We start from the raw sequence: 20,517 nt of genomic DNA, 5'->3' as shown, positions 1-20,517 counted from the left end.
CCGGGGCCGAGCGTTTTCCGGTTACTAAGAGCGAGCGCCGCTCAGCGGGCGCAGGCCCGGCTCGTCGGCCTCGATCGCGTCGCGCACGCGCTGGCAGGTGCCGCGCGTCCCCTCCTCAGTGCCGTTCAGCAGACCCTGGGCGGTGAGCACCGCGTAGATCTGCTTCGCGGTCGGGCGCGTGCGGAGGGCGTCGTAGAGCGGGCGAACGGCGGCCTTGCGCTTCATCAAGAGCGCCTTGGCGCTCAGCACCTGCGCGTCGTGGGCGTCGCCGCTTTCCAGGGCGCGCATCGGCCGCTCAGGGTGAGCGCTACCACCCTCCTGATCTGCAGAGATCGCGCGCTCATGTGAGCGCGCGCCGTGAGCGGCCTGTGCGGGAAGCGAGACCGGGTGAGCGGAGGGGGCTTCGTACTCGCTCACCGGCGGGCGTGGGGAGCCGCCTTCGTGAGCGCCGACCGTGTCCGGGATGAGCGGGCCGCTGGCGGGTTCCGGCGTGTTCCGCTCATCGTGAGCACGCTTACGCGCGGCCTTGACGTGCTCTTCGAGTTCGTGGACGCGCCAGATCACGATGGGCACGACCATGGCGAGCGGCACTGCCAGTGCCCACTGGATCTGCCACTCTCCGTTAGCGTCCGGCGCGACGCCGAGCATGTGCAGGGAGGCGAGCAGGCTGGCGATCTGGCACATCGTGACCACTGTGAGCGCGATGCGGGTCTCGACCTTTGCCTTGGCCCGGGTGGCCTCCACCAGCCACACGTCCACGCAGATCGCGAGTGCCCAGGCCAGGTAGTCGCCGGCCCCGGCCATCTGCGCGAGGTCGTGCTCGTGCCGGGCGGTGTAAGCCACCCCGCACCACAGCACGATCTCCAGCCGGGTCGGCCGGCGCGCCCACAGCCGTCGCATCGCGCGGCGGAACCTGCCGTTGTGCCGGGCCTCCGCCGCCGCCTCCCGGCGCTGCTGCTCCGCCCGCAGCTCCTCCAGCTTGGACTCGGCCTGCTGGACGCGGGCCTCGGCCTTGCTGGCGGCTTCCTCGGCGTCCGAGGCGAGCTTGTCGGCGTCCTTCTGGGCTTTGTTGCGGATGCTCTGAGCCTCGCCCTCTGCCTTGCCCCTCGCGGTGGCCGCAGCGTGCCTGTCTCCGGCGATGCTCTCCTCGGCCTTCTTCCGGTGCCGGTTGACCTCCTCGATGCCGCGGGAGCGGATGGCGTCGGCCTCCTCGGCGGCTTCCTTCCGGATGTCCACCGCCTCGGCCTGCGCCTGCTCGCGCAGCTGACGCGCGTCGTCCTGGGCGTCCAGCCGGATGGCGTCGGCGTCGGCACGGGCGGTCTCGATGACGTGCTCGCCCTGCTGTTCGGCCTCGCAGCGGGTCCGGTCGGCCTCCTCGGCGGCGTCGGCCAGGATCTTGCGGGCGGTGGCGGATGCTGTGGTGCGGATCTCCTCGGCCGTCTGGGTGGCGCTGTCCAGGGTGGCCTCCGCGGTGGTGATCGCGTCCAGGTGGATCCGGCTCGCCTGCCGGTGGCGCTCGGCCACGATCAGGTCGGCGCCCTCGCGGGCCTCGTCGGCGCGGACGCAGACCTGGGTCAGGTAGGCCTTGGCCTGCTCGATGCGCGCCTGGACGTCGGCCAGCTCGTCGGCGGCCCGGTTGCCGGTGGCCTCGGCGTCGCGCTCGGCCTTGCGCAGCAGCTGGTTGGCCGTCGCCTGCGCCTCGTCGGCGATGGTTGCGGCGCGGGTGCGGGCCTGCTCCTCGGCCGCGGCAACCAAGGCCTTGGCCTCGTCGTTGGCGTCGGCGCGCACCTTGCCAGCGGCGGTCTCGGCCTCCTCCAGCAGCTGCGCAGCGCGCTGGGTGGCGTCCTCGACCAGGCGGTCCGCTGCGGCGTGGCCTTCGGCGGTGGCCTGGTCGCGTTCGACATCGGCGGCGGCCATGGCTTCGGTGGTGATGTGCTCGGCCTGGCGGCGTGCTGCGGCGAGGATCTGCTCGGCCTGCCGGTCGGCGGCGGCGGTCAGGCGGTCGGCGCTCTCGGCGGCCTCGGCGCGCAGCTGCTCGGACTCCTCGCTCCACTGGGTGGCGGTGGCGATCTGGCGGTCGGCGTCGGCGACGGCCTGGGCCAGGAGCTCGCCGGCGTTGCGCTCGGCGGTGGCGAGGAGCTCTCCGATCTGAGCCTGGGCGGTGGCGAGGATCTGCTCGGCGGTGGGCGGGGAAGGGTCCTGCTGCGTGGCGTCGGGCTTGGACCGGGTGGACGGGGTCGACTTGGCGGCGGGCCGGGTACGGCGGGCGTTGGTGCGGGCCATGGTGTTCTCCCGTTCTGGGGGGTGGCCGGGGAAAGGAGCGGGGCCGTCCGGCCGGAGCACCGGCAGGACGACCCCGAGGGGGCGAGAGTCAGTGGCTGTCCCGGGCGGCCTTGGCCGCCCTGAGGACACCTTCAAAGGTGGAGAGCTTGTAGCCGGAGGCGTTGCGCTGGTCCTCGACGGCCCCGAGGCTGACGGTGTTACCGCAACCGGCGTCTTTCAGCAGCTTGCGCAGGACGTCAGGGGTGATACCGGCGAACTCGCCCGGGCTGGCGTTGGGGTTGTCCTCGTCCGGCTCCTCGTCTTGGCCGCCGATCTGGGCGGCGAGCAGGGCGATGGTGGCGCGGTCGGTGTCGAGTTCGCGCAGGGCGTCGACACAGGCGCGTACCGCGCGGATGCCGGTGGGCTCGGTGATGCGGACGTCGCCGACGGCGTCGCCGGTGAGCGTGCCGTCGCGCTCGCGCATGGCGCGGGCTCGCTCGCAGATCTCGTCGAACTCGGCGCTGGTGAGGAAGTCGGTGGACAGGATCTCCCACCGGTGTCCGACGGCGACGACGGTGATGCCGACGTGATCCTCGGTCAGGACGCTGGAGTCCGCGCCGTTGTCGGAGGCCAGGTCGCCCAGGCACATCCGGCTGGAGCGCTTGTCTGGGCAGCGCACTGAGACCCGGACACCGAAAAGATCGCGAAATCCCGTCGGGACCTCTTCGCCGTCGGGTCGCTGGCTGCCGCAGATCAGGAACACCCCGGCCGCAGGTCCGCCGCGCAGGAGGTTCTTCAGCTTCTCCAGCGCGCGGGCCCGCCGCTTCGGGGTCATCGCCAGCAGGTAGAGCTGGAGCTCGTCGATGACCGCGAGCAGGATCGGCATGCCGTGATGGCGGGCCAGCTTGGGGGTGAGGCGTCCTTCGGGCACCAGGGAGACGTCCAGGTCGCCGAAGTCCCGGTAGCGCTGCTCCATGTCCTCGACCAGCTCGTCGAGCATGGCTTCGAACCGGGCCAGGTCTTCCTCGCCGGTGCCCTCGGTGAAGCGGTGGGCGACCTTCTTGGCCGACTTCCAGTCGGCGCCCTGCTTGCCGTTGGCGAGGTAGAGGCGCAGGCCCGGGTCCAGCAGGGCGGCGGCGACCGCGACGCGCATGGCGAAGCTCTTGCCGAAGCGCATCATGCCGCTGAAGAACATGCTGGTGAAACCGCCGGCGAACTGCGTGAGGAGGGAACGGCGCTCGGCCAGGATGGTCTTGCCGAACGGGACACCGCCCCAGAAATTCCAGGTAGCGGCGAGGACCAGCGGGCTCTGGTCGTGACCCACCGCCAGGTAGGGGTCCTCGTCGGCGACCCAGACCTGCATCCGGCGCCCGTGGCCGCCCTCGGCGGCGGGCACTTCCCGGATGGCCAGCTGGGTGACCGGCACGGAGAGCTCACCGGCGATGACGTCCGCCTTGGCCAGGGCGTGCCTGACCAGCTTTCCGCCGCCGACCGGCAGGTCGACAGTGGTGACGAACCCGTTGCCGATGGAGTAGTCCGGGGCGTCGATGACCTGCACGCCCAGCGGGAGCTTGCCCCTGCGGGCGGGCGGCAGCAGGCCTGCGGCGGTGAGCGCGGCATTGAGCAGCACGATCTCCTCGTCCGGCTCGTCGGCGTCGGCGGGGGCGTGCTGTTCGTCGGCGGGGGCGTTGGCCGGTCCGGGGCTCGCGGCGTTGTGGGTGGCGCCGGGCTGTGCGGGATCCGGACCCGGGGCGGCGGGGGCGTCGGCGCTCTGGCCGGCGGCGACCGTGCTCTTCCCGGTGTCCGGCTGGTACTTCAGGGCCTCGATCTCGGGATCGGCTGAGCGCCATCCGGTGAACCGGCCCTTGGCCCACGCCGCCGTGAGGACCCCAGCAGCAGTGATCTCCATGAGCAGCGGGCCGATCTGGAGCTCGGCGAATCCCACCACGAGGCACAGGGCCGCCGTCCGCCACCGGCGTCCGTTGGCCACCCGGCGGCGGTGGCTGGCCAGTTCGAGCTCGTTCGGCTCGAAGTGCCCGAGGTAGAGCTGCTGCTCTATCTCGCGGGCTGCCGCCAGCAGCTTGCCGGCGGCAGCCCGGTCTTCGGCGGCGGCCTCCAGCAGCTTGGCAGCGGCCTGGCGGTCCGCCCCGGCCTGGCGCCCGGCCTTCATCGGGTCCGTCCCGCTGGCGGCCTTGGTGATCCGGTCGACGGCGGTGGCGGCCTGCGTCTGCAGGGCCATGGCCTGGGCGGTGGTGGTGTCGGCCTGCGTCTGCAGGACCTTGGCCTGCTCGACCAGGCTCGCGGCCGCCGTCTTCTGGGCGGACTGCCACTGGGCGTAGCGGCGGTTCAGCAGGTGGGTGCGCAGGTGCGCTTCGCTGAGCTTGCCGCCGTTGAGCCAGGCACCGCGTTCGGCCACCAAGACGCTGAGGCCGGTGCGAGTGGCGGCGATGTTACGGACGACGACCCGGACCGTGCCCCGGGCCAAAAACACGGCGGCCGTAGCGGCCCGGCCGGGGCGGCGCTCGGTTCCGCGCTCCTCGTCGGGGATCGGGTTCGGCTCTTCGTCGTCGACGAACTCGGCGTCGATGACCAGCGGTTCGGGCAGGTGGGTGGTCACGGTCCTCCTCCAGCGGGGACGTCGGGGAGCTTCGGGGGTGGTGCCGGCACAGGGCCGGGCGGTGACGGCCGCCCACGTCCGCAGCACGCGAAGGCGGTGCGGAGCATGGGCGACCGATGGCGTCCGGGCGTGCGTAGGCCGTCAGTTGATGGCGTCGACGAGCGCGGCACCCGCGTTGTTGACGGCGGGGATGATGGTCGCTGCGACGACGCCGCCGAGCGTCGCGGACAGGCCGAGCAGGATGCCGGAGACCATGCCGACGCGCATGCGGGCCCGGGCCTCCTGCGGGATCGGCTTCCAGGCGGCGATGACCGCGACGGTGATCAGGAGCAGCACGATGTTGCCCGCGCCGTCGAGCTCCAGGGGGTTGGCGCGGGTGTTGAGGGTGGTGGTGCCGCCGGTGAGGCCCCACATCGCGAACGAGCCGGCCCCGTTGCCGAGGAAGGTGATGGCGCCGGTGAAGGCGCCGATCAGCCCGCTGGTCGTGGCGGTGGCCAGGCTGCCGTAGGCCATGCCGGCGGCCAGCGGAACGAGCTCGGTCGAGTTCTTCAGGATGGCTTTGTGGTTCTTGATGTGGGCGCCGCCGAACCGCGTCACGTGCCAGACGGGGATCGCGAGTCCGACCAGCAGACCGCCCATGGTGAGGCTGGTCGCGGGAACGTTCCACATGAGGTGTTCTCCTCCACTTGGGATCGGGGTGGGTGTGCGAGATGCCGCTGCCTGCCGCGGTTCGGGCGGCGGGCACCGTGTGTGAGCAGCGGGTTTCAGTGGACTTGCCAGGCGAACAGCACCTGGTCCCCGGCGTGGTTGAGCCAGGGGATCAGGGTGATCGCCGCGAGTCCGGAGACGCCGCTGGCCAGGCCGAAGGAGGTGCCGACGACCGAGCCCCAGCCGATCTGGCGGCGCAGGGTGTTGTCGCAGCACTTCCAGATGACGATCAGCGTGGCGAGCAGCAGGGCGACGGCGACTCCGCCGCCTTCCTTGAGACCTGCCGGTTGGGCGGGCCCGAGCAGCTGGGAGGATCCGCGCCCAGCGGCCGCCTCGCCGAGCTTGTTCGTCGCCTTGACGAGGTTGCGCGCCACCAGAGCGAGCAGGCCTCCTGTGCACAGGGCGGAGAGCAGACCCATCAGCAGGCCGGCGAGGAAAGTGATGACGCCGGGCAGCGGGAACCCCGCTCGCCACCAGCGGATCGCGGCAGTGATCAGGATCGCGCCGGACAGCGCCAGGCCTCCGAAGGACAGCTGGGCAGGGGTGACGCCCATACTCAGACCCCCGTGAGCGGGTAGCTGAGGGCATGCAGCCCGACCGGAGTGAGAAACGCCGCGAAGCCCACGTGAAAGGACAACACCCGCACCAGCCAGCCGCTGCGCCGCTGCTTCATGACGGCGACCAGCTCACCGACAGCCGCAAGGACGGCCCCGGTGTAGAGGACGCCGTAGTCCTCCACACCCAGCACCCGGCTGGTGACGGGCACGAGGATCAGCGCGGCGATCGCCGCGCTGCCGTTCCAGGCGGGTCGCAGCCTGCGCAGGGAGAATCGGGGCGGCGGCGCCGGGGCCGGGAAGTTCACGATCACGTTGATCGGCGGCATCATCGCGGGGTCCCACATCGGCTGCGGCATCGCGACGGGCGGTGCGGCGGGTGGTGCGGCGGGCATGGGGGCTGGCGCCGTGGCGACACCGCCGCCCCCGCCACCGCGTCCTCCGCCTCGGTACCACCAGGGCTCCTCGGCGTCGTCACCGCCGAACGCGCCGGGCGGGTCTGACGGCGGCGGAGGCGGCGGGCTGTTCGGCGGGGGCGGTGCGGAAGGCGGGATGTCCCCGCCGCCGGGCCGCGGCGGCGGGACGGAACCGGACGGCGGGGAGTTACCCGCCGTACTCCATTCACCGGCTTTGTCGATGCGTGTCGGGGTGATCGGGTCGTCAGCCATGGCGGTCCTCCTCTCGGTTGACCCGGGTCAGGTAAGGGGTGAAGAAGTAGTGGTCCAGGACGATCGCCAGGCCCCACAGGAGCAAGGCGGCTCCGCCGGACAGCACGATCCAGAACAGGGGGTTGCTCTCGCTCATCGCGAACTCCTCCTGGGTGGGCAGTTGGTAGGCCGGACAGCTCCGGGGCTCCCCGCGCCCTCCGCACCGACCTCGGCGCTGGCGCCGGGCCAGGCTGCGGTGGGCCTGGGCAGCTTCGGGGCTGCGAAGGGGTGGCGCCGCCGGCCTGGAGGGCCGACGGCGACCGGTCGAACGGGTGGTGCGGGTGGATCGAGGGGTACGTGACGGCTGCGCCCCGGTGCCAACGGGACGTGATGGCCGCTTACCGCCCGGCCGGCTGCCGGGTCGATCGCGCCTGGATGACGGGGAGGCGGGCCCCGCGCCGAAAGTGCTGACATCACAAAGGTGTCGTGGTGCTCCCCGCGCGGTGTCACGCTCACGGCTGTGGGGCCTAACTCGATTGACTCGCTGTGGAGTTGTCCGTCGAGCCGAAGCCCGGGGCGGGGAGGAACGATCGCTTCCTTCGGGCGGCTTCCGCCGGACCTCCGGGCAAGGTGGTAGGTGCTGGGCCCTTGGGGGCCCGCCGCACCACCCCCGGCGCCGCTCTGGACGTGTACATGTCAGAGCGGTTCCGAGGGACAGGCGGCGGGATACCGAACTGCGGGGAACTACTTCGCGGGCTGGTCGCTACCGCCGCGCTTACCGCGCAGACGGCGGTAAGCGACGGTGTCGGGGCCCGGCTTGGGCTGCGGCTTCCCGAACAGGCCGATAGCCTCAGGGCTCACCGAGCCGACCGCAGGCTTGCGAGCGGTGATCTTGCCGACAGCGAAGACGCGCATCACTTGCCCCCCTTCCCGGCCGGCGGGTTCTTCGGCGGGTTGTCCGCGGGGTCGCCGGAGCCATTGCTGAAGGCACGGCAGATGTACTGGAGCCTCACTGCGCACCCCCGTCCCCGCTCGGCGTGAACGGTCCGCCGAAGTTCCGGGTGAAGTGATCGCCGCCGCCGACATAGGGATCGGGCGTGAAGACCCGCTGCCCCGCGCTGTAGGTCGCGGCCGGGACATTGACCTGCGCCGTGCGATGGTTGGCGAGGTCGGCCGCCGGGTCGGAGGACCACCAGCCGCGGCGTCGGGTCGCCGAGTCGGAGGTGCTACCCCCCGAGCTGGAGGAGGACCCGAAGCCGAGGTACGCCTTCGCAGCGCTGATGCGGCGGCCCATCAGGACACACCTCCCGCCGACCCCTGGCGAAGCTGCTCCGCCTGGTCGTGGATCTGGCCGGTCTCCGTCTGGATTTGCTTCCAGCTCTCGACCTTGCCGGCGAGCCAGTTCTCGGCCCCGGGGGGCGTGCCGTGGTGGTCATGGTGCAAGATGTGCACGTGAATCACTCCTCGCGAGTTGGTTCTTGAGACCTCGGCGACAGCTGTCCAGGCGGAGCCGAGGTCTCTTCTTTTTGATCTTCGTGACTGTCAGTCAGCGGGCGACGCCACCCCGAACCCGGCGCATCTCCTCGATGGCCGCGAGCGGGATGCGAATCGCTCCGCCGCGCTTCCCGGTGCCCCGCTCCGTCGGCGGTTCCGCCCCGAGGCGCCTGTGCGACAGAACGCCGCGCTCCATGTATCGGTAGACCGTGGCGACATGCACTCCGAGCAGCGTCGCGGCCACCTTCGCCGTCACCTCGGCCGCGGGGTCCCCCTTGGGGTTCTCTCGCGGTCGACATGCCCGATTCCAGCGGCGAGCCGTACCGGAGCGATCTCCGAGACGGACCACAACGCTCCTGCGAGGCAAGTCCACGGGCGCCGAGTTGTCGGCCTCCATGCCTTCTCCCTGCTGGCTCGTCCAACACCAGAACCATACTGCTTTTCGCGAAAAGCAGCAAGCTTCGCGTGGTGCTTGGCGCGTCGCTCCCCGCTTCGTACCTGGCCTTAATCTGGAAAGCAGCAAGGTTGGAGCGTCAGGGATGGGGGACAAACAGGCATGTGGACCAGCAGCTCTTCGCACTACACAGGTGGTCAAGCGCCTGGTACGGCATGGGAGCAGGAGGCGGCCGGCGCAGGTCGGCGGGGGACGCATCGCATCGTGGAAGCGGGGCTGGTCCCGGCCCCGATGCGGGTCGCGTCTCTCCTGGGCATACCTTCGGGGTCTCCCGTCGTAGTCCGCCGGCGCGCGGTGCACCTCGACGACGCGCCAGTGGAGCTGACGGACTCGTACCTCCGGGGTGACGTTGCCGCCGACACGGCATTGGCGCTGCCGGCGAAGGTCAAGGGAGGGGTGGCAGGAGTCCTTCGCGAGCTCGGGATCGAAACGCCCTGTGTCGTCGAGGAGGTCGAGTCGAGGCCGCCCACGACGCCCGAGCGGACGGCCTTGGACCTGGCCGACGGTGTGTGGGTGCTAGTTGTGTACCGGACTTATGCGACCGACGCTGGCGAGCCGATATGGGTGGACGTGATGGTTGCCTCGGCGCTTCACCAGCGCCTGCGCTACGAGATGCGGACGGGATGACATGACCACTGAACAGGGCAGGCCCAGGAAGGCGGAGCGCGAGGACCCGCGATCCATCCACCAGCGGATGGCGGCGGACATGCGAGACGAGATCCTCACGGGAGAGCTGCCCGCGAGCACAAAGCTGGCCTCCACCGGGAAGCTCATTGAACGGTTCGATGCCTCGAACGCCTCTGTTCAGAAGGCCGTCGGCGTACTCAAGGCCGAGGAGCTCGTGACCTCCCGCGCTGGCTCCGGCGTGACGGTGACGGCCAAGCCTCGCCGCACGATGGTTCCTGCCGCGTACTCAGCGCCGGCTGCACCAGGTGAGACGTACCGGTGGATCACCGAGGCCGAGCAGCAGGGGTACCGGGCCTCAAGCGAACTGCTCGACGTCGGGGAGGTCACGGCGCCGAAGCAGGTCTCCGCAGCCTTCGGCCTCCCAGACAAGGCCTTGGTCGGGCTGCGGAGCCAGATCCTGTACCTCGATGACAAGCCGGCCGAACTGGTCCACTCCTACTACCCCCTCTCGATCGCCGCAGGGACTCCCCTGCTGGAGCGCCGAAAGATCCGGGGCGGAACGCCAACGCTCCTCGCGGAGCTCGGTCACTCGCCGGCGCCGGGGGGAACGGTCGACCTCGTCTCGGCTTGCATCCCAACGCAGGAACAGTTCAAGGCACTGCAACTGCCTGGAGAACTCATTCCGGTGCTGCGGACCTTCCGGGTGGTGCGCAGCACGAAGGGCGAAGTCATCGAGGTGACCATCATGGTGAAGGCAGGACACCTGTACCAGCTTCAATACGAGTTCTGAGGGCGCAGCCGCCGGTCAACCTTGCTGGTTTTTGCGAATGGATGTAGCGTCAGCCGAGCATGATCGAGGCCGACGTGTCAGGACAAGCAAGGTTGGCTGACGGCCTCAACCAGAAGTCGCATGATCGGAAGACGTTCCGACACCCGCCAATGGAGGTCGGCGGAGGGTCGCGGAGGGTCTAGGATCACAAGCACCCTGTAGTTGGCTGGATGATGCCTGGAAACATCTGACTGCCACTCAGGACCCAAAACAAAAAAGTGGGACCGGCTGTCCGCGGTGCTGGAAATCACCGTTGGTACCCAGGACTAGCCGGTCCCCAGTCGAGACCAGGCCCTTTGTGAGAGGGGGGCCTCGGTGCTCGTCGCGACCGCTCTTTAGAAGAATGGAGACGGTTCGCTGTGAACCAGCGTACCCGTAGTCGCGGCCCAGCACGCAACAGCGGCTGGGCGTTTTGGCGTATCGCCATGCCGACCCGGGGCAGCACCACGGCAGGCGGCTCTCTGGCTCCCCGCGTCGAGCGCCTTCGTGGGCGCTCCGCTGGGGTTTACTCGTCGCCCCTTCCGCAGCTCGACGTGGCATGGTGCCTACGAGCTGCTCATCGGGGTCTGACGTCCTCGGGGCGCGAGGAGTCCCTGGTGACCCACCAGCCTCCGCGGCTTCGGGTATGCCGTCGGAATATCGCGGTGGTGATGGCTATGGCCTAGCCCTTGGGGGGCGGTGCCCTCACGGCCCTTGCTAAAGGGGCCTACTGCACCGCCCGGGACTGTCGGTTCGCCGTAACCACCCGCCGAACTCGCGTCCCTCACGTCACCGCGCACCGACCGCCTTAGCCCAGGCCTGTCGGTAGTGCTGGCCGGTTCCCCTGCCACGGGGAGGTCCGGCCGATCCCATCTTCGCGACACGTCGCCCGCTCGGGGCTTTTGTGTGCCCTCAGCTGGGTCCTGAGAACGAGGACATAATGCAGGAAGCTCCTGCCCTTCGCCAGTTCGGCATGCCCACGCGCGCTCGAAACCACCTGTTTTCGGTCGTGCGACAGCACCGCACGACCGTTGGATCGCTGGTCTCCCTGTCGCCCGTCGCGGGCGCTGGGGCTGTCGCCGTGCCCCGGGGTGACCGGTGACGACGGCAGCAGAACTTCTCCCCTCCCCCCACACCGCCGCCGAGGATGCACCACCGAGGGACACCGCGACCGGAGGGCCAGGTGCTCGGCCGGCGCAGCTGGGGTTCCGCACACGGTTCCCGGCTCGGTGGCTGCGGCAGTACACCGGGGACACGATCCGGACCGTGACGTCGGTGGCGGACTACGGCCGGCGGCACGGGGCGTGCTGGGCGGCGAACCGCACCATCGCGCTGGGCCTGGCCCTGCACGAGAAGACCGTGGCGGCCGCTCTGCGCGAGGTTGAGGGCGAGCTGGTGCTGTCCGAGCACCATGCCCCCACCGGCACGCTCGCCCGCCGGGTCCGGCCGGTCGCCGAGGACGAGCTCGCCGTCACCGTCTCCGCGGTTGCCCGCAACTGCCTGTCCGGGCACCGGTTCAAGGTCTACTGCGCGATCAGCGTGCGCTCCGACCTCGGCCAGGCCGTCTCTGCCGCGCAGCTGGCGGAGGCCTGCGGGATGACGCCTGAGGGTGCGCGGACGACCGCGCGGGACCTGGTCGCCGATGGCTGGGTCAGCCGGGTGGGCAGCCGCGGCGGGGCGTTCAAGTACACCGTGCACCCGGCGCAGCTGAGCGGGGTGGCGGTGCAGCTCGGGCTGTTCCCGCAGCCCCGGCAGTCGGCCCGCCCGGATGCCGTGGTGGGGCTGGAGGACGTCGTCGGGGAGTGGGTGTGTGCCGGTCAGCTGGCGCTGTTCGGTGACGGATCGGTCGAGGAGACCCCCCTCGATTCGGCTCCCGAGACCCCCCTGGATCGGCTTCCGGAAACCCCCCTGGCGGCGGCTCCACTAACAGGCCACTCTCAACAGGCACGTGTGAACAGGCATCTCTCCGTTGTTGGTTGCTGTTCCCGCGTAGCGGAAACGTTGGTGACGCGCGATGCGGGCGCGCGCGAGGGCGGGCCACTGCGGCCAGGCCCAGGCGTCGTCGGTGCGAGCGTCGGCCCGCTTCGCGGGGAACAGCCGAAGATCGCTGCTGCCACGGTTCCGGTCGTCTTGGGCGGCGGCTGCCCTGGCGTAGCCCGCTCGCCCCGGTCGGCTGGCTCCGTCTTCGGCCTGCCGGACGCCCTGCGGGTGGCACTCACTCCGGTCGATGACCTGTGGCAGCGCCTGAACGGCACCTCCACCCGGGAGTTCGTGGCCGGCCGGGTGTGGGCCGAGCTGCGCCGGATCGCGATGTGGTCCGGCCGCGAGGCGGCCCCCGAGGTGCTGGCGGGACGGCTGTCCCGCCGCCTGGATCGCCAGCAGGGCTCCGCGCTGGTGACCGATCCGGTCGGGTGGCTGCTGAGCCGCGGTCTGCCGCAGGAACAGGTCTGCGCCCGTACCTCGTGCGACGACGGCATCCGCCTCGACACCGGGGCGCTGTGCGACACGTGCGAGATGCGCCTGGCGGACCGCCGGGCGACCCGGTCTGCCGTGGTGGCACAGGCCCTGGCCGGAATGCCCGGCGCCGACTACGCCGACCGCCAGGGCGCCATCGAGGAGCGTCTGCGGGAGCACGCCTTCGTCAAGGCCGAGCAGCAGATGACCGCTCGTCGGCGTGCCGAGGAGCAGCGCTTCCGCGATGAGGCGGACCGGCCGGTGCGGGAGGCCGCGGCTGCGGCGGCTGAGGAGGAGCGCGTCGCGGTGCCGTGTGCGGACTGCGGTGCCGAGCGGTCGGCCGGGCTGTGCGGGATCTGCTGGTGCCGCCGGGAGGCCCGCGCGGCGATCACCGAAGCCGTCAACGCGGCGCTGACCACGGTGGACCTGCGGGACCGGGACGCCGTCAACGCCCTGACGCGCCAGGTGCGCGACGGCATGCGGACTGCGATGCTCGCCGCCCGACCCGCCCGGGAGCTCGGCCTCGATGCCCACGCCGTCGCCAACAGCGACATGCTCGCGGCGAAGAACCGGGCCACGGACTACCGCCAGGAGGCCCTGGCCCTCCTGGCGCAGAGCCCCGAGGCCGAGCAGGAGGCGAAGCAGGCCTCCGACGCTGTTCGGCGGGCCGGGCACCGGTACCGCTCAACCGAGGACCTCCGCGACGCCGTGACCGCCGCCGCGCACGAGGCCCGCTGGCACACCGCCCACCACCTCTATGGCCAGCGGCATCGCGCGGTGGAGCAGCTGCGGGAGCGCACCCGCGCCCTCCGGCAACCGCAGGAAGGCGGCACGGTCTCCCGATACGAGGCCGCGCTCGCCACCGTCACGGCATTCGGCGGCACTGCATGAGCACCCACCGCACTCCCCCGCACCCGCACACCGTCGCCCACCACCCGGGCACCGCAGCACCGGCCACGTACGGGCCTTCGGTCGCTGCCCCCGCAAACCCTGATCAACTCCGGGACGCCGCAGTCCCCCCGCCCCGGCGTCCGTCACCAGCCGCACCACAACCGTGCCGGACGCGCCGACGCCAGCGACTCCAGTCGCCATCGGGGCGGCTGGTTCACGACAGCCTTAAGGCGGGGGACCGGTTTGCCGATACCGCGAGCGTGACCTGGTACGACCCCTTCAAGGACCCGGAGTTCCTCGCATGGCGCGCCGAGCAGACCGCTGCAGACCGCGAACGCGGTGCGGTCATGCCCATTACGGAGGTCCCGGAGTTCATTGCGGCCCAGCAGCAGCTCGAACTCGCCCTCCGCTTGATGAGGGAGCCCGAGGAGGACGGCGCGCTCGCCGGAGCCCGGGCAGCCACGCGTAAGGCCCTCGGGCTCATCCCCCAGCCCCGCCCGGACTCCCTCTGCGCGGTCGAGCGGTGGCGAGGGCGGGGATGGCCGTACCACCCGCCGGCAGAGCTCTGCACACGCAGGACGTGCGGGCGTTGCGTCCCCCTGCGGGCCCGCTCCCAGGCCGCAGCCGCGCCCGTTCCGGCCGACCAGAACCTGGCCGATTCCGGGGGCCGAACTGGGACACCGTGCGATCCCGGGATTGCCCCGTCGCACGGCACCCCGCAGGACGTCGCAACGCCGGCTCCAGGTGAGGAGCGCGGCGCCGAGGTCATCCTGCCACCAGCCTGACCGAGGAGGCGGCCGGGGCCGACCAGGAGCCAGCGTGCATCCTGTAGACCGACGCGGGTCAGTAGGACAACACCCGCGTCCGGCAGGCCCGCGCGGACGCCGGCGCGGCAGCCCACCAGACCCCAGGGGCGATTCAGCGGTTCGGCACGCAGTTGGCGTTCCAGCCCGAACGGATCCGGGCGAACTCCCCAGGCCAGTGCCTCTCCCAGGCCTGGACGACCTCCTCGTCCGTGGAGTGGAACAGCATGGTGATCCCCCCTGGCAGGCCGTCGATCGGGGTCAGCTGGATCCGACACGAAGCGTCGGGGCCGGGGCACCGCACACAGCCCCGTCCGGCCACGCGGAGTGGCAGTCCGGCGTCGGGGTCGGTGAGCAGGCGCAGCAGGTGGTCATGGTCCGGTCGGTGCCCGGGGATGAACTCGAAGTCGAACTTCCAGCCTTCGTGGATGGCGCCTGCGGTGGTCCAGCCGGTGAGGCAGGCGGTGGCGCCGGCGGCGGAGAACAGTCCGATGCGGCGCAGCAGGCCACTGGCGAGACGGAAGGGGCGGGGGCCGGCGCTGGTGTGGTCGAACCACGGTGCGTGCTCGGCTTCCAGCGCGGTCATGGTGTCTGTGGGGGCGTTCCACAGGGGTTGGTGGCCGGCGTCGGCGAAGTCCTGGCGGGCGAGCTCGACGCATTGGCGCCACAGGGCGGCGGTGATGCCGCGCAGCCGGACCTGGGCGGTCGTTCCCGCGAGGAGCAAGATGGGGGCTCCGGTGCGGTCCCGTGTGAGCCGGAGGCCCGGGATGCCGTGAAGCTGTTCGCCATGGACGGTGGGCAGGAGCGTGGAGACGAGCCACTGGAGGTATGTGTCGCTGCTGGCAAGGTGGAGATCCAGTCCGTCGGGGCGTGGTGTGACGCGCTCGAAGCCGAAGGGCGTGCCGACGATCTCGGCCGGCCAGGCGGCGTGGAAGAAGATCCACCACTCCAGCTGTTCCTGGGCGGGGCTTGCGGCGCTGGGGACGGGCCTGGCGGCCGGGCCGAGCGCGCTCAGCTCCCGGACGGCAGTCTGGTGGCTTTCGCGGGTGAGTTCCGAGCGCAGGCGGGCCAGGTGGTGGAGCTTGGCGGACGTTGCCATGGAGTATCCCATTTCGCGCCGCCGGCCCGGCGTGATGGGTGAAGGTGAGGAAGTCGTACCGCACAGAGGTGGCACCGGCGCGTCGACGGATGCTTCGACCGGGGGATGCGGGAGGAAGGCCGGATTCCCGCGCGGCGTGGCCGCCTGGCGGCCAGAGCCCAGGATGAGGTGCCTCGGGGCGTCATGGCAACGACCGATGGCGGCGTGTCGAACGGGCGGCGGCCGCCCGTGGGGTTCAGCCTGCTGGCGTGCGACCTGCACCCGGCCGCGCCGCCAGTGCCCGCGGTCAGCGCACCGCCCCGACGGCCAGTCGTCCGGGAGGGTGACGGGCGCGTGGCCGCACGCGTCATCCCTGGCGTGGCACGTGCGCGGTGGGCGGCTTCGCGGTGCCGGTCAGCGCCCGGGTCGCGGCCGCGAGTGCGGCCTGGTCGAGGCCCGTCACCGTAGTGATCCTGGTGTCGGACCAGCCGAGGACGTGGCGCATCAGCACCAGGTCCTGCTGAGCGGCACTCAGGTGCGCCACCGGCGCGAGCGCCTGCGGCGCGGCCCGGGCCACCAGCGCCGCGCGCAGGATCTGCCAGGCCGCGGCCGCGGCATCGGGCGCGGACAGGACTACCTGCCAGCAGCCCGCGACCTGAGAGACCGCCGCACGGACGGCCTGCGGCGCCTCCTCCGGTGTCACGATCAGGGCGGCGAAGTCGGCGTGGTCCCGGTACCGGGCCTCCATCAGGGCGGTGATGCCCTGCGCCGGATCACTGCCGGCCGGCGCGGTTCGATGTGACGTCATGGTGCCTCCCGGTCAGCCGAACGCCTCGGCGGGCAGGTGCCCACCACCGGTCGGGTGCTCGGTCCGCCCACCGCGCGCGAGCTGGACGCGCTCCCACAAGGGCAGAACGAACGCGGGGTCGGCGCCAAGGACTTCCAGGAGGACCTCAACGGCCGGCCAGTCCGGCACCGAGCTGCCCGAGATCAGCGCGGCGGCGTCCGTCGGAGAGAGACGCCCGCACGATGAGTCGCTGATCGCCAGCGGATCAGGGGCGGCGGCGGCAAGATGCAGCCCGCGGATCGCCGCGACGAACGCTCCGACGTACGCGGCCTCGGACCCCGGCGACGGAACGAAAGGCCGCTGCGGCAGCACGCCGCTGCCGGCGTCCCACAGCGGTCGGATCTCAGCCGGGGAACCGCCCATGGCCATGGCCAGAGCACCGGCGACAGACCACGAAGGGAACCGCTCGGAGTTGAGGACCCGCGACACGAACGAGGGGGTTACCCCGGCCGCGGCCGCCAGCTCGCGGAAGGTGCGGCCCGACCTTCGGTGCAGATGCGACAGCGCGCTCGCGAGCTTGGCGCGTCCCACCATCGCCAACGGTTCGTCGGACGTGCGCAGCGAGGGCTCCGGCAGCGCGACGGCCGGTCCTTCGGGGTCCGTCCCCACACCGCCATCCGCCCAGTAGTCGGCCGTGGCCGAAGGCAGCAGCACCTCGGTGGCCGGCGGCGACCGGTGCGCCGCTGCGGGAGGGGGCACCGGAACGTGGGTGGATCCCTCTCCTGCAAGACGCGTGCGCTGCTTGCGCACCTCCCGCAGACCACGTCGCCGAGCGGCGTAGGCCTCACCCCAGCGACGCATCGCGGTGTCGGCCGCCCAACCGGTCAGCTGCCCGATCGCCGCCCACGGGACCTTGCGGGTACGTGCCTGCAAGACGGCGTGTGCCCGTAGATCCTCCAGGTCCTCGCCGAGCTCAGTGATGAGTCCTAGGACGACCGCGACGTCCTCGTCGGGCTGGGCTGTGGCGATCGCGGCGGCGGCCTGGGCCAGGCGCCGGGCCAGCGCGAGGTGTTCACGCGCGAGAGAGCTGACGGTGTCATCGAGGGTGCGGTCCGTCGGGGCAGCCCGACGGGCCCGCTCGGACCGTCGCTGGCAGAGCGTGCTGCAGTAGGACGGCGCACGGCCGCGCCGCCTGGGGCGCTGGAAGTTCCGCCGGCACCACCGGCACCGCAAGATCTGGGTCACGAAGTTCTCCATGCCGATGCCGGTCCGGGGCTGCCCGGGACCGGTGACGGGGAAGGGACGTCGCCCCGGAGGCGGGCCGCTCGTCCGGCCTCCGGAGGGGAAATCCGTGCGGCGCGGTGACGAGGGGAACGGGTTCCCGCTGCCACCTCGCCGCACCACCGCTAGATCCTGCGACGGGGCCGCTTGCGGTCACCGCTATCGCTGGCGCTGGTGAGAGCCCACACCAGGGCGGCGATCAGGCGCAGCGAACCGTCCCCGGGGTCCGGTCCCGGGCCCGTCGCGATGAGCACGATCGGGAGCACCAGCGCGGCGACGAAGGCCACGAACTGCTGGTTGACCGCCAGGTCAACGCCGGAGGACCGCCTGCTGCGCGTTTGACCCCGGCGACGGGCGGAAATGGTAGTTTCGGAATGACCGATCCGGCGCGCTCCGACACGCCGGAAGCGGCCCAGGGCGGGCAGCCGCACGAGGCTCCTCCAGGGCTGAGAGATGGTTAGCGAGTAGGGACCCCGGCGGACTGGCGACCAACCTTTAACCCCGGGGCCCTCTTCGTTTGTGTCGGACAGTAACCTGACGGCCGCTCACAGTGGGAGCGGATCCAGGCAGAAATGCGGCTGGTCCTCATATCTACAAAGGCCGACGGCTGTACCCGTGATCCCATCGATCCCATGTGATCAAGTGGCAACCCGCATTTGTCATATGCCGCCTAGACCGGTCGCTGAGGCCGGGTTCGGCCCGCGTTCCAGGCGGCCGCCGGAGCCCCCAGAACACCACCATCCAGGTCAGCCAGAAGCGCTCCAGCTGCCCCAGGGCGCCCCGACCAGGCCAGATACCGAGAATCATCGGATCCGGGTGCCGGAAGCGCTCGGTGTTGCCCAACCCGACAATCCGCACCCGCGTTCTGTCAGATCCGACCACCGGCCAGCGGGGGCAACCCGCGTGATCACGGCCTGGACGCCCGGTCGACTACCGACGCGGGACGCCCACCCCCACGTGTTTCCCACGAAGCCACGCCACTCGTGGTCCCGTCGCCACGGGCGGCCACCCGGGCAGAGCCGAACCTGGTCCAAGTCCAGGACGACGCAGTGGCACACCCCATCCGGTGAACCCGCCGGCCCGCGCACGCCGGGCCGACGGCCGTCATCCCGGGTGAAGACGCGAAGCGGACGTCGAAGCGCCCGAACGATCCCATCGGGCGGCGGCCGGGCCCAGCCGACGTCTCGCCGGGTCGGCTGCGGGCGCACCCTTCCTCGACCCCAGAACAACCCGCTCTGTCCCCGGAAAGACGTGACCCGGGACCGCGTGCCGACGCCGACACCCAGCTCGGCCGGCGGGACGCGCGGCCGGGCAACCGCACCAGCCCGCACGGGACCTCCGGTATCCGCAGGACGACGGCACGACCTCCCGATCCGCGGCCGCGCTCGCCGCCGTCACGGCGCCGGGTAACCGGTATCCATACTCACCACGCTCCCCCGCGCCCGCACACGGTCACCCACCGGGCAGGAGCCACCGCATCGAGCACCTCCGGACCTTCGGTCGCTCCGGTCGCTGCCCCCACGCCCGATCAACTCCGGGCCGCCGCAGAACATCCACCCCAATGTCTGAATCACCCAGGCCAACCCCGCCCCGCTGACCGCCGCCCTCACCCGGCACGGCGGCATCCCGTACAACGCCCGGACGATGGTCCTCAACCAGCTGCGCCACCGCAGCCAGGGCGAGAATCAGCTCCTCCAGCGCCGGGTTGTGGCCGACCAGGAGGACGGTCGTCGCGCAGCGGCCCTGTTCGCGCAGCACATGGACGAGGCCGTCGGCGTCGGCGCCGTACACCGCGGTCCGGAGGCCGCCGAAGGCGTCCCCGGCAGCTCGGCGCCCGCCAGTTCCCACGTCTCGCGCGCCCGCCGCGCCGGCGAGCACACCACGGTGTCCGGCACCAGGCCCCGTCTGCGCAGCCACCGTCCGGCCTCGGGCGCGTCGCGTCGTCCTCGCGGGCCCAGCGGCCGTTCCCAGTCCGGGACGTCCGGCGGCCACGCGGACTTCGCGTGGCGCAGCACAATCAGCGTTCGGTGCGGCGGTGCGGTCGGCTCGCTCATTGCCCCACCCTGCCGCAGCCCGGGCCGCCGTTCGAGGACGGACGCGGGGCGCGCGTGCTCCTCAGGGGTTCCGCAGGCTGTCGGCCACCCGAAGGAGCTCGTCGGGCGACAGCGCCGCGTGTTGCGGGTCGAAGCTCACCACGGTGAACGTGCTGACGCCGTCGGACCAGGTGAGGGCGCGTTCGGAATCCGTGTCGCACACGAGGGACGCGTTGTGGCCGTTGACGGACATTGGTGCACCGGCGTGCGTGCCCGATGCCGGGTCCTGGGCGCCGGCCGCGGGGAGGACTTGGGTGATGCTCAACGCGGGCCTGCCGGCGGTCGCGTAGTAGCGGGTCCAGGAGGGCACGGTGTCGCTGCGGTTGTATGGATTTGGCGTCCACGGTCCGGCCACGGAACCGAAGACCATGGGGACGTCCGGTGTCGCCGTGAAGCCCGGGGGGAGGTAGCCAACGTCGGCGAGCCGGGCAGCGGGGAACGGGACGAAGGGCTTTCCCGTGTTGGCCTCCGACAGCTGTCTGGTCCCCAGAGGCGCGTGGAGCGTGAAACTGACCAGTCGGCCCGCCGAGGGGCACTCGTGGGTCAGGTCCACCGTGTTCCCGGCCTTCAGATCCGCGGCGACCGCCTGCGACGTCTCGCGCGCGAACAGCCGCGGTTCGGCCTCCTGGCACGGTGTCCACATGACCGGTGTCGTGAGGGTGCGGCCGTCGGCGCTGACGAGCACCTGGCTGAACAGCCCTGCGTCAGCGCCGGTCTCGCGGTCCGCAGCGTAGCGCACCGCCGCGGACAGAGCCGCGAACGCGACGACGGCACACACGGCGAGGAGGGCCTTGCGGCGCCCCGGTGATGGCATTCGACCACTCCACGTTCGACGACAAGGCCTTTTCGACCCGATGTCACCACGGTTCCAGCGCTTTCGCGGTGGCTCGCCCTCCGGCGGAGGTGACGTGACACGGCCGGGCACCAGGCGCGTCGGAGGATAGTACACACGCGTCCCC

19 protein-coding genes are annotated in these 20,517 nt (G+C 71.5%); 3 read left to right on the top strand and 16 right to left on the bottom strand.

Annotated features, from left to right (window positions below):
- Positions 1–24: 24 nt before the first annotated feature.
- The 10 genes from F7Q99_RS42925 to F7Q99_RS43530 form a co-directional block, all read right to left on the bottom strand.
- A complete protein-coding gene (locus F7Q99_RS42925) occupies positions 25–2,283 on the bottom strand; it encodes a hypothetical protein (RefSeq protein ID WP_153470769.1) in 2,259 nt (752 codons plus the stop codon).
- Positions 2,284–2,371: 88 nt separating this feature from the next.
- Positions 2,372–4,879, bottom strand: coding sequence for a P-loop NTPase family protein (locus tag F7Q99_RS43535; protein ID WP_153470766.1), 2,508 nt, complete (start codon positions 4,877–4,879; stop codon positions 2,372–2,374).
- Positions 4,880–5,020: 141 nt separating this feature from the next.
- Positions 5,021–5,548, bottom strand: a complete 528-nt coding sequence (locus F7Q99_RS36730; protein WP_153470763.1) for a hypothetical protein — start codon at positions 5,546–5,548, stop codon at positions 5,021–5,023.
- Between the two features lie 95 nt (positions 5,549–5,643).
- The gene (locus F7Q99_RS36725) at positions 5,644–6,141 is read right to left on the bottom strand and encodes a hypothetical protein (protein ID WP_153470761.1); all 498 of its coding nucleotides are present in this window, start codon (positions 6,139–6,141) and stop codon (positions 5,644–5,646) included.
- Positions 6,142–6,143: 2 nt separating this feature from the next.
- Positions 6,144–6,809 carry a hypothetical protein gene (locus F7Q99_RS42920; protein ID WP_153470758.1) on the bottom strand — a complete coding sequence of 222 codons (666 nt, stop codon included), beginning with the start codon at positions 6,807–6,809 and terminating at the stop codon, positions 6,144–6,146.
- Positions 6,802–6,945, bottom strand: a complete 144-nt coding sequence (locus tag F7Q99_RS36715; RefSeq protein WP_153470756.1) for a hypothetical protein — start codon at positions 6,943–6,945, stop codon at positions 6,802–6,804. The genes F7Q99_RS42920 and F7Q99_RS36715 overlap by 8 nt, the downstream gene beginning before the upstream one ends.
- A gap of 587 nt (positions 6,946–7,532) precedes the next feature.
- A complete protein-coding gene (locus F7Q99_RS36710; RefSeq protein WP_153470753.1) occupies positions 7,533–7,703 on the bottom strand; it encodes a hypothetical protein in 171 nt (56 codons plus the stop codon).
- A gap of 94 nt (positions 7,704–7,797) precedes the next feature.
- Complete coding sequence (locus F7Q99_RS36705) at positions 7,798–8,082, bottom strand: hypothetical protein (RefSeq protein ID WP_153470749.1); 285 nt, start codon at positions 8,080–8,082, stop codon at positions 7,798–7,800.
- Positions 8,082–8,240: a hypothetical protein gene (locus F7Q99_RS36700; RefSeq protein WP_153470746.1), complete on the bottom strand. Its 159-nt coding sequence runs from the start codon at positions 8,238–8,240 to the stop codon at positions 8,082–8,084. Before F7Q99_RS36700 ends, F7Q99_RS36705 begins: the two co-directional genes overlap by 1 nt.
- Before the next feature lie 94 nt (positions 8,241–8,334).
- Positions 8,335–8,526, bottom strand: coding sequence for a helix-turn-helix domain-containing protein (locus tag F7Q99_RS43530; protein WP_195911407.1), 192 nt, complete (start codon positions 8,524–8,526; stop codon positions 8,335–8,337).
- A 312-nt stretch (positions 8,527–8,838) separates the two neighbouring features.
- On the opposite strand from F7Q99_RS43530, the gene F7Q99_RS36690 reads away from it, so the two are divergent.
- The 3 genes from F7Q99_RS36690 to F7Q99_RS36680 all read left to right on the top strand — a co-directional run bounded on the left by F7Q99_RS36690 (position 8,839) and on the right by F7Q99_RS36680 (position 13,516).
- Entirely contained in the window at positions 8,839–9,363 is a 525-nt protein-coding gene (locus F7Q99_RS36690) for a UTRA domain-containing protein (protein WP_153470741.1), read from the top strand.
- A gap of 1 nt (position 9,364) precedes the next feature.
- Complete coding sequence (locus tag F7Q99_RS36685; protein WP_153470738.1) at positions 9,365–10,153, top strand: GntR family transcriptional regulator; 789 nt, start codon at positions 9,365–9,367, stop codon at positions 10,151–10,153.
- A 1,284-nt stretch (positions 10,154–11,437) separates the two neighbouring features.
- On the top strand, positions 11,438–13,516 hold the full coding sequence (locus tag F7Q99_RS36680) for a hypothetical protein (protein WP_153470735.1): 2,079 nt from the start codon (positions 11,438–11,440) through the stop codon (positions 13,514–13,516).
- Between the two features lie 918 nt (positions 13,517–14,434).
- Here the strand turns inward: F7Q99_RS36680 and F7Q99_RS42910 are convergent.
- The 6 genes from F7Q99_RS42910 to F7Q99_RS36650 all read right to left on the bottom strand — a co-directional run bounded on the left by F7Q99_RS42910 (position 14,435) and on the right by F7Q99_RS36650 (position 20,372).
- Positions 14,435–15,418 carry a hypothetical protein gene (locus tag F7Q99_RS42910; RefSeq protein WP_153470732.1) on the bottom strand — a complete coding sequence of 328 codons (984 nt, stop codon included), beginning with the start codon at positions 15,416–15,418 and terminating at the stop codon, positions 14,435–14,437.
- Between the two features lie 346 nt (positions 15,419–15,764).
- Positions 15,765–16,205: a hypothetical protein gene (locus tag F7Q99_RS42905; protein ID WP_153470729.1), complete on the bottom strand. Its 441-nt coding sequence runs from the start codon at positions 16,203–16,205 to the stop codon at positions 15,765–15,767.
- A 12-nt stretch (positions 16,206–16,217) separates the two neighbouring features.
- A complete protein-coding gene (locus tag F7Q99_RS43525) occupies positions 16,218–17,429 on the bottom strand; it encodes a helix-turn-helix domain-containing protein (protein ID WP_195911405.1) in 1,212 nt (403 codons plus the stop codon).
- Between the two features lie 161 nt (positions 17,430–17,590).
- The gene (locus tag F7Q99_RS36660; RefSeq protein WP_153470723.1) at positions 17,591–17,896 is read right to left on the bottom strand and encodes a hypothetical protein; all 306 of its coding nucleotides are present in this window, start codon (positions 17,894–17,896) and stop codon (positions 17,591–17,593) included.
- 1,254 nt (positions 17,897–19,150) lie between these two features.
- Positions 19,151–19,519, bottom strand: a complete 369-nt coding sequence (locus tag F7Q99_RS42210) for a SixA phosphatase family protein (protein ID WP_230211275.1) — start codon at positions 19,517–19,519, stop codon at positions 19,151–19,153.
- Positions 19,520–19,580: 61 nt separating this feature from the next.
- Positions 19,581–20,372 carry a hypothetical protein gene (locus tag F7Q99_RS36650; RefSeq protein ID WP_153470720.1) on the bottom strand — a complete coding sequence of 264 codons (792 nt, stop codon included), beginning with the start codon at positions 20,370–20,372 and terminating at the stop codon, positions 19,581–19,583.
- Positions 20,373–20,517 lie beyond the last annotated feature (145 nt).

Origin of the sequence: Streptomyces kaniharaensis, from assembly GCF_009569385.1 — a bacterium.
Classification (GTDB): Bacteria; Actinomycetota; Actinomycetes; order Streptomycetales; family Streptomycetaceae; genus Kitasatospora; species Kitasatospora kaniharaensis.
Note: the sequence above shows the minus strand (reverse complement) of the source record. Positions and strands in the feature narration are given on the sequence as shown.